Origin of the sequence: Allobosea sp. BK604 (genome assembly GCF_004341515.1) — a bacterium.
Classification (GTDB): Bacteria; Pseudomonadota; Alphaproteobacteria; order Rhizobiales; family Beijerinckiaceae; genus Allobosea.
Window position 1 is genome coordinate 245505 of sequence record NZ_SLZF01000001.1, and the last position, 13694, is coordinate 259198.

General features: G+C 66.0%; 14 protein-coding genes. 10 read left to right on the plus strand and 4 right to left on the minus strand.

Going from position 1 to position 13694, the window contains the following annotated elements:
• Positions 1–79 precede the first annotated feature (79 nt).
• Complete coding sequence (locus EV560_RS01315; RefSeq protein ID WP_131853248.1) at positions 80–1096, minus strand: NADP-dependent oxidoreductase; 1017 nt, start codon at positions 1094–1096, stop codon at positions 80–82.
• A 144-nt stretch (positions 1097–1240) separates the two neighbouring features.
• Between EV560_RS01315 and uvrC the strand changes: the two genes are divergently transcribed.
• The 5 genes from uvrC to EV560_RS01340 all read left to right on the plus strand — a co-directional run bounded on the left by uvrC (position 1241) and on the right by EV560_RS01340 (position 5889).
• Entirely contained in the window at positions 1241–3358 is a 2118-nt protein-coding gene (uvrC, locus tag EV560_RS01320; protein WP_465246968.1) for an excinuclease ABC subunit UvrC, read from the plus strand.
• Between the two features lie 66 nt (positions 3359–3424).
• Entirely contained in the window at positions 3425–4036 is a 612-nt protein-coding gene (pgsA, locus tag EV560_RS01325; protein WP_131853252.1) for a CDP-diacylglycerol--glycerol-3-phosphate 3-phosphatidyltransferase, read from the plus strand.
• Positions 4037–4074: 38 nt separating this feature from the next.
• The gene (gene moaD / locus EV560_RS01330; RefSeq protein WP_131854682.1) at positions 4075–4326 is read left to right on the plus strand and encodes a molybdopterin converting factor subunit 1; all 252 of its coding nucleotides are present in this window, start codon (positions 4075–4077) and stop codon (positions 4324–4326) included.
• Between the two features lie 20 nt (positions 4327–4346).
• Entirely contained in the window at positions 4347–4802 is a 456-nt protein-coding gene (locus EV560_RS01335) for a molybdenum cofactor biosynthesis protein MoaE (protein WP_248311840.1), read from the plus strand.
• A gap of 37 nt (positions 4803–4839) precedes the next feature.
• The gene (locus tag EV560_RS01340; RefSeq protein WP_165923266.1) at positions 4840–5889 is read left to right on the plus strand and encodes a DUF1176 domain-containing protein; all 1050 of its coding nucleotides are present in this window, start codon (positions 4840–4842) and stop codon (positions 5887–5889) included.
• 236 nt (positions 5890–6125) lie between these two features.
• Here the strand turns inward: EV560_RS01340 and EV560_RS01345 are convergent, their stop codons facing one another.
• Entirely contained in the window at positions 6126–7013 is an 888-nt protein-coding gene (locus EV560_RS01345; RefSeq protein ID WP_131853258.1) for a branched-chain amino acid aminotransferase, read from the minus strand.
• 183 nt (positions 7014–7196) lie between these two features.
• Here EV560_RS01345 and EV560_RS01350 point away from each other — a divergent pair, with 183 nt between their 5' ends.
• From EV560_RS01350 to EV560_RS01365, 4 genes are all read left to right on the plus strand, one after another.
• The gene (locus EV560_RS01350) at positions 7197–7703 is read left to right on the plus strand and encodes a MarR family winged helix-turn-helix transcriptional regulator (protein WP_348982178.1); all 507 of its coding nucleotides are present in this window, start codon (positions 7197–7199) and stop codon (positions 7701–7703) included.
• A gap of 173 nt (positions 7704–7876) precedes the next feature.
• Positions 7877–8605 carry a response regulator gene (locus EV560_RS01355; protein ID WP_131853262.1) on the plus strand — a complete coding sequence of 243 codons (729 nt, stop codon included), beginning with the start codon at positions 7877–7879 and terminating at the stop codon, positions 8603–8605.
• A gap of 6 nt (positions 8606–8611) precedes the next feature.
• Complete coding sequence (locus EV560_RS01360; RefSeq protein WP_248311841.1) at positions 8612–10060, plus strand: ATP-binding protein; 1449 nt, start codon at positions 8612–8614, stop codon at positions 10058–10060.
• Positions 10061–10299: 239 nt separating this feature from the next.
• Positions 10300–10485: a hypothetical protein gene (locus EV560_RS01365; protein WP_131853264.1), complete on the plus strand. Its 186-nt coding sequence runs from the start codon at positions 10300–10302 to the stop codon at positions 10483–10485.
• 20 nt (positions 10486–10505) lie between these two features.
• Here EV560_RS01365 and EV560_RS01370 read toward each other — a convergent pair whose 3' ends face one another.
• On the minus strand, positions 10506–11699 hold the full coding sequence (locus EV560_RS01370) for an alpha/beta hydrolase (RefSeq protein ID WP_131853266.1): 1194 nt from the start codon (positions 11697–11699) through the stop codon (positions 10506–10508).
• A gap of 333 nt (positions 11700–12032) precedes the next feature.
• Here EV560_RS01370 and EV560_RS01375 point away from each other — a divergent pair, with 333 nt between their 5' ends.
• Positions 12033–12725, plus strand: coding sequence for an alpha/beta hydrolase (locus EV560_RS01375; RefSeq protein ID WP_131853268.1), 693 nt, complete (start codon positions 12033–12035; stop codon positions 12723–12725).
• A gap of 19 nt (positions 12726–12744) precedes the next feature.
• On the opposite strand, the gene EV560_RS01380 is transcribed toward EV560_RS01375, so the two are convergent.
• A complete protein-coding gene (locus EV560_RS01380) occupies positions 12745–13677 on the minus strand; it encodes a LysR family transcriptional regulator (protein WP_131853270.1) in 933 nt (310 codons plus the stop codon).
• Between the last annotated feature and the right edge of the window lie 17 nt (positions 13678–13694).

Consider the following 13694-nt stretch of genomic DNA (forward strand, 5'->3'; position numbering starts at 1 on the left):
CGACGAGGCTCGGGCGCAAGGTGATGGCCACCGCGCCGCGATGCGGTCAAGCAAAAAGGCTATGCGGCCGCCGTCCCGCTCAAGCCTTGACGATCAGCTTGCCGAAATTCCGGCCTTCCAGCAGGCCGATGAAAGCTTGCGGCGCCTGCTCCAGCCCTTCGACGATATCCTCCTTGTACTTGAGCACTCCTTCCGCGATCCAGCGAGCCATCTCGGCCTGGAAGGCCGGGCGCTGCGCGGCGAACTCGGTCTGGATGAAGCCCCGCAATGTCAGGCTCTTCGTGAGGATCTGGCGCATGACCACAGGCAGGCGGTCCGGCCCCTCGAACTCGCCGCTACTGTTATACTGGGCGACGAGCCCGCAGACCGGAATGCGGGCGAAGCCGTTCAGCAGCGGGAAGACGGCATCCCAGACCTTGCCGCCGACATTCTCGAAATAGACGTCGATCCCATCGGGACAGGCGGCAGCCAATTCCGCGGCGAGATCAGGCGAGCGATGGTCCACGACCGCGTCGAACCCGAACGTCTCCCGGACGAAGGCGCATTTCTCCGCTCCGCCGGCGATGCCGACTGCACGCGCGCCTTTCAGCCGCGCGATCTGCCCGACAGCCGAGCCGACCGGCCCGCTCGCCGCCGCCACGACGACCGTCTCGCCCGGCTTGGGCTGGCCGATGGTGAGCAGGCCCGAATAGGCGGTGAAGCCAGGCATGCCGAGCACGCCAAGCGCCGTCGTGACTGGAGCCGCGGCAGGATCGAGCTTGCGCAGCCTGGAGCCATCGGCCACGGCATGGCTCTGCCAGCCCGAATGCGAGAGCACGATATCGCCCGGCTTGAAATCAGCCAGGCGGCTTTCGAGAACCTCGGCAACGGTGCCGCCCTCCATGACCTGCCCGATCTCGACCGGTGCGGCATAGGATTTCACGGCGCTCATGCGCCCGCGCATATAGGGATCGAGCGAGAGATAAAGGATGCGCAGCAGGACTTGCCCGTCCGATACGCTCGGCAACGCGGCATGCTCGATCCGGAAGTTTTCCGGGCCAGGCCGGCCGGTCGGCCGGGAAGCCAGGACGATTCGCAGATTATCCGGTGCAGACATGATCTCGAGTCCTCGACGGGAGCGGCCCTTGGAACGATCCTTCGCATTGGGACGCGCGGCAGGCCCGGCGGCAATGCCCAAATCCGGCCGCTCGGACGACGCCGATCACGTTCCTGACATGACGAAGCCCTTCCGACACCATACATGCAGGCCATGAATCGCGAACGCCCAGACGATCTGCCGGAAGACGAATTCGAGGAGGAGGATACGTCCCCCGCCCTGCTGCCCGCCGCCGAGATCAACGAGGCCTCGCCCTCGGAGCTGAAGCACGGCATCGAGGTGATCCAGCAATTCGCCAGGCACCTGCCGAACAAGCCGGGTGTCTACCGGATGTTCGATCGTGCCGGCGAGGTGCTCTATGTCGGCAAGGCCAAGAGCCTGAAGAACCGCGTCACGGCCTATGCCCGCGGCATGGCGCATACGAATGCGGTCGCGCGGATGATCTCCGAGACCGCCAACATGGAATTCGTCACCACGGGGACGGAGACCGAGGCGCTGCTGCTCGAGTCGAACCTGATCAAGCAGCTCCGGCCGCGCTACAACGTACTGCTGCGCGACGACAAGAGCTTCCCCTATATCCTGCTGACCGGCGACCACCCGGCCCCGCAGATCGCCAAGCATCGCGGCTCGCGCCAACGCAAGGGCGACTATTTCGGCCCCTTCGCTTCGGTCTGGGCGGTGAAGCGCACCATCGACGCGCTGCAGAAGGCCTTTCTGATCCGCTCCTGCTCGGACAGCTATTACGAGAACCGCACGCGGCCCTGCCTGCTCTTCCAGATCAAGCGCTGCGCCGGCCCCTGCACCGGCGAGATTTCGCATGGCGACTACCAGGCGCTGGTCGGACAGGCGCGCGACTTCCTCTCCGGCCGCTCTTCGGCAGTGAAGCAACTGCTCTCGGCCCGCATGCAGGATGCGGCGGAGGAGCTCGAATTCGAGAAAGCGGCGCGCTATCGCGACCGGCTCGCGGCGCTCTCGGCGGTGCAGGCCGGCCAGGACATCAACACCCAGAGCGTCGAGGAAGCCGACGTCTTCGCCATCGACGAGCAGGGCGGGCATTTCTGTGTCGAGATCTTCTTTTTCCGCAACCACCAGAACTGGGGCAACCGCGCCCTCTTCCCGCGCGCCGACAAGAGCCTGACGCCGGAGGAGGTGCTCGCTTCGGTCGTTGCCCAGTTCTACGACGACAAGCCGCCGCCGCGCCTCGTGCTGCTCTCGCACGAGGTCGAGGAGATCGGCCTGATCGGCGAGGCGCTCTCGGCCCGCGCCGGCCGCAAGGTCGAGGTCGTGGCGCCGAAGCGCGGCGAACGGCGCGATCTCGCAGCCCATGCCCAGAAGAACGCCAAGGAGGCGCTCTCGCTCAAGCTCGCGGAGAATGCCGGGCAGCAGCACCTGCTCGGCGCGCTGGGCGAGGCCTTCGGACTGACCAGGCCGCCGCGCCGCGTCGAGGTCTACGATAACTCGCACATCATGGGCACGAACGCGGTCGGCGGCATGGTCGTCGCCGGGCGGGACGGTTTCATGAAGAGCCATTACCGCACCTTCAATATCTCGGCCGACACCATCGCCGGCGACGATTTCGGCATGATGCGCGAGGTGCTGAAGCGGCGCTTTACGCGCCTGGCGAAGGAAAATGGCCAGCAGGCGCCGGCGCCAGACGAAGCGCCGGAAGCCCCTGTGACCGGCCTCGAGGAGGCAGGCACCGGCTTTGTCGGGGGTTCGAGTCGCTCTCCCGCTGCCATCCCTGACGAGGCTCAGGCCGACATGCTGCCCTCGGCTGCGCCTGAGCCGGCCGAAGACGACACCGCCTTCCCCTCGCGACCCGATCTCGTCATCGTCGACGGCGGCAAGGGCCAGTTCGAGGCGGCGCGCACGATCATGGCCGAATGCGGCGTCACCGATATCGCGCTCGTCGCCATCGCCAAGGGCGAGGATCGCAACGCCATGCGCGAGACCTTCTTCATGGCGGGCAAGGAGCCCTTCAAGCTGCCGCCGCGCGATCCCGCCCTGTTCTTCATCCAGCGCCTGCGCGATGAGGCGCATCGCTTCGCCATCGGCACGCATCGCGCCCGCCGCAAGCGCGACCTCACCAAGAACCCGCTCGACGAGATTCCCGGCATCGGCCCCTCCCGCAAACGGGCGCTGCTGCTCCATTTCGGCACCGTGAAGGCGATCCAGCGCGCCAAGCTCGACGACCTCATGCGCACGCCGGGCGTCAACGCAGCCACCGCCAAGGCCGTGCATGACTTTTTTCACGATGCCTGAGGCGTCTGGCCGCCTCGCGGGATTGCGTGTTGACGCTGTCACAACCCTGCTGTTTTGGTGGAGGCCGTGACGATATTTCCGGACGCAATCAAGCGGCGCGGCCCGTGGTCGCTGCCCAACCTGCTGACCTACGGTCGGATCGTGGCGATCCCGGCTCTGGTGGCGCTGCTGTTCTGGCCGCGCGACGACTGGATGCGCTGGTGCGCGCTGGCGATCTATGTCGGCGCCGCCGTCACTGATTATCTCGACGGCTGGATCGCTCGCGCCTGGAGCCAGCAATCGGCGATCGGCCGCATGCTCGACCCGATCGCCGACAAGCTGCTCGTCTGCGCGCTGCTGCTGATGCTGGTCGCCGACGGCACGATCCATAGCTGGTCGCTCTGGGCCGCTATCGTCATCCTCTGCCGCGAAATCCTCGTCTCGGGCCTGCGCGAATTCCTGGCCGAGCTCAAGGTCAGCGTTCCCGTCAGCAACGTGGCGAAATGGAAGACGACGGCGCAACTGCTCGCGCTCGGCTTCCTCGTCGCCGGCCCCGCGGGCGACAAGGTTCTGCCCTATAATACCCAGATCGGCATTGTCATGCTGTGGCTGGCCGCGCTTCTCACCATGTATACGGGGTGGGATTACTTCAACGCGGGCATCCGACACCTCGTTGAGGAGGACGAGCGCGCACCATGACCATGACCGAAACGCTGACCGAGACCCGAACCCGGACCCTGAAGCTCGTCTATTTCGCCTGGGTGCGCGAGCGCATCGGGCTCGCCGAGGAGAAGGTCGAGCTGCCCGCCGAGACGCGGACGATCGCCGATCTCGTACGCTGGCTGAAGACGCGCGGCGAGGGCTACGAGGCCGCCTTCGACAATGAGGCCATCGTGCGCGCGGCGATCGACCACAGCCACGTCAAGCCGGATGCGGTGATTGCCGACGCAAGCGAGATCGCTTTCTTCCCGCCGATGACGGGCGGCTGATGCCTGAAGCGGGGGCTGAGATGATCCCGGTCATCCGCATTCAAGCCGAGGATTTCGACCTCAACGCCGAGGTGGCGGCCCTGACCGGCGGCCGTGCCGATATCGGCGCGATCGTCACCTTCGCCGGACTCTGCCGCGACGAAGGCGGCAGGCTGACGGCGCTCGAGCTCGAGCATTATCCCGGCATGGCCGAGGCCGAGATCGGCCGCGTCGCGGCCGAGGCCGCCAACCGCTGGCCCTTGAGCGGGCTCGTCGCCATCCATCGCCATGGCATGATCAAGCCCGGCGAGCAGATCGTGCTGGTCGTCGCCGCCTCCGCCCATCGCCGCGCTGCTTTCGAGGCAGCCGAATTCATGATGGATTACCTGAAGACCCGCGCCCCGTTCTGGAAGCGCGAGCACCTCGTCGACGGCAGCACGGGCAGCTGGGTCGAGGCCAAGGGCGAAGACGACAAGGCAGCCGAACGCTGGAGCTGACGATATGTGCGGGGGATGGGGCCGAGGGAAGCTCGCCGTGCAGGCGGGCGCGCTGCTGCTGACTGTGACCGGCGCCGCGCAGGCGCAGACGCAGCGGCCCGGGGAGAGCAAGACCTTCCGCGAGTGGCTCGCCGGCTGCGACAATATCAAGAGCTGCACCGCCATTTCGTTGCCCGATGAAAGCACCACGGATATCGGCTTCCTCAAGCTCGAGCGCCCCGCCGGTCCCGACGGCGCCGTGTCGATGTCGCTCACCCTCACCGGCAGCAAGCTCAAGGCGCCGCTGATGATCGCGCTCGCGCTCGACGACGCGCCCTATGGCAGCCCCTCGGCTGCCAAGGTCGCGGATCCCGAGACCGCGCGCCTCGTCTTCTCGCCGGCCGACGCGGATGCGCTGCTGAACGCCATGCGCAAGGCGACCAAGCTCTCCGCCACCATGGCCGGCACGACCTATACGATCTCGCTCGCCGGCTCGGTCGCCGCCCTGCTCTGGATCGACGAGAAGCAGGGGCGGCTCAACACGGTGTCTGCTCTGATCCGCAAGGGCCCGGCGGCGGCGAGCACCGTGCCGAAGGCACCGGCACTGCCGGTGATCAGCGCCAGGGCGAGCGGGCCGCAATTCGACGAGGCAAAGGCGAAATCGCTGGGTGCCGCGCTGCGCAAGCGGCTCGAAATCATCGATCCCAAGGCCTGCACCACTGATGACGGTTCCTTCCGCGACGCCGACCAGGCCTGGCCGCTCGCCGGCGGCTACACGCTGATCGGAATCCCCTGCGGCAGCGGCGCCTACAACGTCTCGACCGGCTACTGGATGATCAGGGGCGATGCGATGACGAGCGCCGACAGGGTCAACTTCGGGCGCGACAACGACAACACGCTGATCAATTCAGGCTATGCGCCGAACGCTGGCGAGATGGTCTATTTCGCCAAGGCCCGCGGCGTCGGCGATTGCGGCCAAACCGGCAGCTTTGCCTGGACCGGCGAGGCGTTCGTCATGAGCGCACTGCAAACGATGGACGCATGCCGCCAGCTGCCCTCCGAGGAGTGGCTGACGCTCTTTCGCAGCGAGGTGAAGGTGGTGAAGTGAGCGGCGGACGCCGCTCACTTGTCTTTTAGAGCATTTTCGAGCGAAGTGGATACCGGTTCGCGTGAAGAAAATGCGTCAAAACAAGTAGATAGAGAATTTTCGCGATTCGAAGAAACGCGGAAATGCTCTAGCGCATCGGCCCGAAACGTGGCTTGCGGTTTTCGGAAGAGCCGATGCGAAAACAAGCAGCTGGATCATCGGACCGGATACGATATCCGGTCCGATCTAGCTGGCGCTCAGGCCGCCTTGGCGGAGGGGCGCACGGCGGCGGAGTAATCCTCCATGATCACCTTGCCCATATTGCCGGTGATGAACTTGTAGGGGCCGATCTCGGAGACCAGCGTCACCTCGGCGGCCGAGCCGGTGATGAAGCATTCCGAGAAGCCCTCGAGCTCGTCCGGACGGATGCGGCGCTCGATCACCTCGAAGCCGCGCTGCTTGCACAGCTCGATCACCGACTGGCGGGTGATGCCGTTCAGGAAGCGATCGGCCTGCGGCGTATGGATCACGCCATCCTTGATGAAGAAGATATTGGCGCCGGTGCATTCGGCGACATTGCCTTCCCAGTCGAGCATCATCGCGTCGGCATAGCCGGCGCGCTCGGCCTTATGCTTCGAGAGCGTGCAGATCATGTAGAGGCCCGCCGCCTTGGCATGAACCGGCGCGCAGGCCGGGTCCGGCCGGCGGTATTCGGCGATGTCGAGCCGCACGCCCTTCAGCTTCTGGGCCATGTCGTACATGCTCGGCCATTCCCACACCGCGATCGCGGTATGGATCGAGTTATTGAGGCCGGACACCGCCATCATCTCCGAGCCGCGCCAGGCGACGGGGCGGATATAGGCGTCCTTCAGCCCGTTCTCGCGCAGGCAGAGATATTTGGCCTCGTCGATCTCGGCGACCGAATAGGGGATGTCGAAATCCATCAGCTCGGCCGATTTGTGGAACCGCTTCGAATGCTCGGTGCACTTGTAGATGACGCCGTCATAGGAGCGCTCGCCCTCGAAGACACAGGAGCCGTAGTGCAGCCCATGGGTGAGTACGTGCACCTTGGCGTCCTTCCACGGCACGAGCTTGCCGTCGAACCAGATCACGCCGTCGCGCTGGTCGAAAGGAATGACAGACATGGGCAACTCCTCTTGAACGTTCTTTTGCCCGGGACTCCGCCACAGCCTCTCGCCGGGCGCAAGCGCGGAACGAATGCTGCGCGACAACAGGCAAATGCGACATATTCAGTCGCGCGGCATGCTTGACCGGTAATCTTCCGTCTGAGATATGTCAACATGGCTGACATAAAAAGGGAGCGCGCCATGACCGATGCGCAAGTCGGAGCGACCGAAGCGCCCCGGCCCGCCCGCGCTGCGGACGTGCCTTACGAGCTGATCGAGCTCCTGTTCTTCGCCTATCGCGATTTCGTCAGCGACCCGGACCGCATCCTCGCCGATTATAATTTCGGCCGGGCCCATCATCGCGTCCTGCATTTCGTGCAGCGCCGCCCCGGCCTGACCATCGCCGAATTGCTCGACATCCTGCAGATCACCAAGCAGAGCCTCAACCGCGTGCTGAAGGAGCTGGTCGAGACCGGCTTCGTCGAATCCCGCATGGGCACGCAGGACAAGCGGCAGCGCAATCTCTACGCCACGACCTCGGGCCGCGAGCTCGCCATCAGGCTGGCGCAGCTGCAGGCGAAGCGCGTCAATGCCGCCCTCGCCATTGTCGGACCCGAGGCGGGCGACATCGTCGCGCGCTATCTCGCCGGGCTGATCGACCCGTCCGAGCGCAAGAAAGTACTGAACGCGCTCGCCCAGCCGGATTGAAGCCGAACCTCGTCCGGCGCGAAGGCGTCGCGTCCGTAGGGCACGGTTTCAAAAGGTTAGACAATGTTATCCGGCCCGCGACGACGAGCAGCCCCCGAGCCTGACCGGTCTGTGCTATCTATGGAGCGAAAAGCGCGGCCCGGATCGAGCCGCCGACGCAAAAAGGAGCCCAGATGGCCGCAAGCAGCGCGCTCAAGCCAGTGCCCGACGAGGCACCGCATATCCTGGTGATCGACGACGACCGCCGGTTGCGCGATTTGCTGGCGCGCTTCCTCGGCGATCACGGCTACCGCGTCACCACTGCCGCCAATGCGGCCGAGGCCGATTCCCGGCTGACGCATCTCGTCTTCGACGCGATCGTGCTCGACATCATGATGCCGGGCGAGAACGGCTTCGATTTCGCGCGTCGCTTCCGCGGCGAGTCCAATATCCCGATCCTGATGCTGACGGCCCGGGCCGACAGCGCCGACCGCATCAACGGATTGGAAATCGGCGTCGACGACTACCTGCCCAAGCCGTTCGAGCCGCGTGAACTGATCCTGCGCCTCGGCAACATCATGAAGCGGACAGTGGTCGTCGATACCGCCCAATCCGGCACACGCCCGGATTTCGTCCGCTTCGGCCCCTTCATCTACGGGCTGGCGCGCGGCGAGCTCAGGCAGGGCGAAGAGACCATTCGCCTGACCGAGCGCGAGCGCGAGATCCTGACCACGCTGGCCGAGCATGCCGGCGAGCATGTCCCGCGCGAGCAGCTCGCGGCGCAAGGCTCCGCCGCCAACGACCGCACCATCGATGTCCAGATCAACCGGCTGCGCCGCAAGATCGAGCGCGATCCGGCCGATCCGCTCTATCTCCAGACCGTCCGCGGCATCGGCTACCGGCTGGTGACGGACCGCGGGTAACGACCGATGTCGAGCGAAACCCATCACGCGCGCCTCGCCCAGGCCGCCGGTCTCGGCCTTGGCCGAGTCCGCGCCGCCATCGAGCGCGGATGGGCGGGGCTGGCGCTTAGCCTGAGGCCGTTGCTCAAATTCGGCGAGCGGCCCTTTCGCCTCATCGGCCGCTACATGCCGAAGGGGCTCTATCCCCGCGCGCTGGTCATCGTCATCGCGCCGGTGGTGCTGCTGCAATCGGTCGTCGCCTATGTCTTCATGGAGCGGCACTGGCAGACGGTGACGCAGCGCCTGTCCTCGGCGGTGGCTTCGGAAATCTCGGCGCTGATCGATGTCTACGAGAGCTATCCGCAGGATGCCGATGCCTCCGTGCTCGCCCGCATCGCCCAGAATCGGCTCGGCATGGATGTCGACATCATCCCCGATACGGACCTGCCGCCGCCGGGCCCGCGGCCATTCTTCTCGTTGCTCGATTCAGCGCTCTCGGCCGAGCTCAGTCAGCAGGTCGCAAGGCCCTTCTGGCTCGACACGGTCGGCCGCTCCAGCCTGATCGAGATCAGGATCAAGCTCGGCCCCAACGTCATGCGCGTACTGACGCGGCGCAGCCAGGCCTATGCCTCGAACAGCCATATTTTCCTGATCTGGATGATCGGCACCTCGCTGATCCTGCTGACCATCGCCGTGCTCTTCCTGCGCAACCAGATCAGGCCGATCCTGCGCCTCGCCGACGCGGCCGAGGCCTTCGGCAAGGGCCGCGAGCCGGAATTCCGCCCGCGCGGCGCCCGCGAGGTCCGCCGTGCCGGCAATGCCTTCATCGAGATGAAGCGCCGCATCGAGCGCGCCATGGGCGAGCGCACCACGATGCTGAACGGCGTCAGCCACGACCTGCGCACCATCCTCACCCGGTTCAAGCTCTCACTCGCGCTGCTGGAGCGATCCCCCGACCTCGACGCCCTCGAAAAGGATGTCGACGAGATGAGCCGCATGCTCGAGGATTATCTCGCCTTCGCCCGCGGCGATGCCGGCGAGGCCGCGGTCGAGACCGATATCCGCGCCCTGCTCGAAGACCTGAAATCCGACGCCGAGCGCCAGGGCCACCAGACCCATCTCAAGGTCGTCGGCGATCCGCTGGTGGTAATCAGGCCCGATGCCTTCCGCCGCCTGCTCACCAATCTCGTTTCCAACGCCTCGCGCTTCGGCGACAGCATCGCGATCAGCGCCACCCACGATGCGCGCTACCTCATCGTGATGGTCGATGATGACGGGCCGGGCATCCCCCCCGACCAGCGCGAGGACGTCTTCCGCCCGTTCTTCCGCCTCGACGAGGCCCGCAATGTCGATAGCGGCGGCACGGGCCTCGGGCTCGCCATCGCCCGCGACATCGCCCGCGCGCATGGCGGCGACATCATTCTGGGCGACTCCCCACTCGGCGGCTTGCGTGCGACGGTGCGGCTGCCCGTCTAGAACATTGTCGAGCGAAGTGGGCACCGGTTCGCGTGAAGACAATGCGATAAAGCACGAGCCTGGAGAATTTTTCGCGCTTCGAAGAAACGCGGACATGCTTCAGGTCGCAGCATTGTCAGATTGTGGCCTGCAGCTTGGACGAATCAGGCCCGCGAGCCGCGCTTCCATGGCAAGACGCTCTTGTCCCGCCTCCCTTTCCGGTCCATGCAACCGCAACGCGATGACCATGGGTGAGCGACGTGACGAGTTCGAGCCTTGCCATCAAGATCGTGCTGGCCCTGATCGGCTGTTTCCTCGGCGCCTATGTCGGGCAGGAGCTTCTCGGAGGCGCCGCACTCGGCTGGGCGGTGACGGGCGCGATCGTCGCCACCTTCTGCTATCCGCTGTTCCAGACGCTCTTGGCGTGGCGGCAGAGCCGCCAGTGACCGCCAGAGCCTGACGCCACCTAATTCTCGGCGACTGCCCGCAGCGGCGCCGTGATCAGCGTGATCGGCAACTTGACGATCGCCTCGAGCGAATTTCCGGCGATCTCCCCTGCGCTGGCGCCGGTTCGATGCGTCCTGATGCCTCGCTCCAAGGCGGCTTCGAGCTGCGGAGCAACAGCCGCCAGCTGCGCGAACTTGCCGTGATTGCTGGAATCCAGCGCTTTCACATCGGTCATGTCGATCACGGTCGCGCCCAGCTCCGCCAGCTCGGCTGTATTGGCATCCGCACCGAGCCGCGATTGCCCGCCCGCGAGGAAATTCGAGATGCCGAGCGCCTTATCGTCCTTTGATACGATGATGTAGAACGGCTTGGCCGGCTTGCCGAAACGCCGCATCTGCGACTTGAAGACGTCGATATCGATATCGGGAGCGGCGAGAAAGAGGTTCCCCAGCTTGGAGGAGTTCGCCAGGCCCCCCGTCATCTTGATCTGGCGCAGCGCCTCGACCGTGACCCAGTTTCCCATGGAATGCGCGAGAATGTTCACCTGCTCGGCATTGCTGGCAAAGATCAGGCGAATCGTCCGCTCCAGGTCGTCGCGGGCGGCCGTTGCGCTGTTGTTATCGTAGACATACTGCGTGAGCTGTCCGCGGGACGCCCAGGTGAACAACACCGGCACGCCCTGCCCTTTGGAATCATGGATCAACTGCGCGAAGCGGTACACCGATTCCGCGAACATCGTGTTGTAGCCGTGGACGAAGAGAAAGATCCGGCGCTGCCCCTTCGGCCGCAATGCGAGCTGGGCGTTGAGCGCTGCGATGAAAGCCTTTTCACCATCGAGATAGGCGGCCTTGCGCACGGCAAAGGTCTTTGCCGGATCCCCTGGCGGCTCGGAGGCCCATTCGATCTCACCGTCCTGATGATTGGGCGGAACCGAGACGGCAATCTCGGCGAAGTCGATCCGCTGTGCCCGTTCGCCATTGAACAGCGTGCCGGGCCGCTCATCCCGCTGGCGGGTGGTCGCTACGAGGATCGTATGAGAACTGGTCGCCGGGCCTTGGTTGGTGACCGGCAGGAGAAATCCACTTTCCGGCCGCGTACCGCACGCGCCTACCAGGATTGTCAGGAAAATTGCACCGAATAGGCGCGCATAGCTGGCGAAGTATCGGCTCTTAGAGCCACTTGCCGGCGTGAACGAACTCTTGGAAAATCGCATCACGCCAGTGTCCAAACTCACGCTATCCCCATGAACGCTCGCCGTAATACAGGTCGCGCCCGCCGATAATTGTCCCGAAGGACAATAGACATCTTGCGCGCACACTATCGACAACCGTGAAAAGGGACAACTGCAAGCAATCCGATGTCCCACGGGCAATCTCCAACCCAGGCTTTCAGAGCCGGTGCTCGCCGGGTTGCCGCAACCATCCTCACGAAGGGGGCCGCGCTCGTCCGACTGTCGACAATAGTTCGCGAAACCAGTCTAAGCAGAGCACGCCCGTTCGGCTGAGCCGGGTGCCGACACCGCTTCGGGCGATAGGGGGATATCTCGATGCTCAAGACAATCCGATACTTGCTGGTCGCCGCAGCGCTCACCTTGCCGGTTGCAGCAATGGCCGAAGAGGTCGTCGAGCTCGGTGGCGGACTGTTCGGCGGCGGGCGCGCTCTGCTCAACAAGCCGGCCGGCAAGGCCCGCGCCGGTCTCGTGCTGCTCACCGGCGGCGATGGCTATGTCGGGATCAGCGCCGATGGCGACGTCGCCCGTCACGGCAACTGGATCGTGCGCACGCGCGGCGCCTATGCCCGCAGCGGCATCGCCAGCATCCTTGTCGACGGCGATGCCGATCCGGCCAAGGCGATCGAGATCATGCGCGGCATCGCCCCGCGCGTCATCATCGTCGCAATGAGCCGCGGCTCGCTCAAGGTGCCCGGCCTGCTCGCCTCGCGTCCGGATGGCGTCGTCTTTGCCTCCTCGATGCTGAGCGACGTCCAGTCGAGCCTCGGCGATCCCTCCCGCCTGCCGCCGACGCTGATCGTACATCACCGCGAGGACGGCTGCCGGGTCACGACCCCGGAGGCGGCGGTCGCCTTCCAGAGCTGGGCCGGCAGCCGCGCCAGGACGGTCTGGATCGATGGCGGCTCGTCCACCGGCAACCCCTGCCAGGCGCAGGCGCATCACGGCTTCATCGGCCGCGAGGGCGCGGTGGTCTCGGCGATCACCGGCTTCGCCGGCTCGCTGCGCTGAGGCGTCCGGCACGATCCCGTCAGGCGGCCGCGCCAGTCGAACTGTCAAGGGGCCTCTCCGGCCGGATCACCACGAGCTGCTGCAGCCGCTCCGCCGCATGGTCGAGGAATGCCCGGACCTTTGGCGCCAGATGCTGGCCGCTCGGCACGACGAGTTGCACCGGCAGCGGCGGCGGCTCGAACTCCCTCAGGAGCCGGACCAGCGTGCCGGCTTCGAGATCGGCGGCCGCCTGATAGGAGAGCGGCCGCGCCAGCCCGCGCCCGCTCCGGGCCGCTTCCAGGATCGCTTCGATCTCGTTGACGATGAAGCGCGGTGCGATCGCGACGCGCGCGCCGCGCCCGGGACCGCCGAAGCGCCAGACCATCCCCTGCCCCGCACCGACCGCTGCGACCGTATCGTGAGCGGCGATGTCCGTCGGACGCTTCGGCACGCCGCGCCGCTCCAGATAGGACGGCGCCGCGACGAGCAGGCGCTGGACTTCGCCGACCTTGCGCACGACCAGCCGCGAATCCGGCAACGGCCCGATCCGCACCGCGGCGTGGAGATCCTCCTCGATCATGTCGAGGTTCCGATCGGCGAGCACGAGCTCGATCTGGACCTCCGGGTGAAGGTCGAGGAATTCGGCCACGATCGGCGCGACATGCCGGCGGCCAAAGGCGAGCGGCGCCGTGAGCCGCAGCAGGCCGCGCACCGGGATCGCCGAGGCACCGCTGAGCACCGCGTCGTACTCCGCCAGCATGCGCCGCGCCGATGCCGCGAGCTCCCGGCCGGCATCGGTGGGTGTGATCTGGCGCGTGCTGCGCGCGATCAACCTGGCGCCGACGCGCGCCTCCAGCGCAGCGAGGGCACGGGTGACCGCCGGGCGCGAGCGCCGCAACTGCCGGCCGGCGCCGGCGAGGCTGCCGGTATCGAGGATCGCGACGAAGATCGCCAGCTCGTCGAGACGGTCCACGCTTCGTTCCTCAAAAT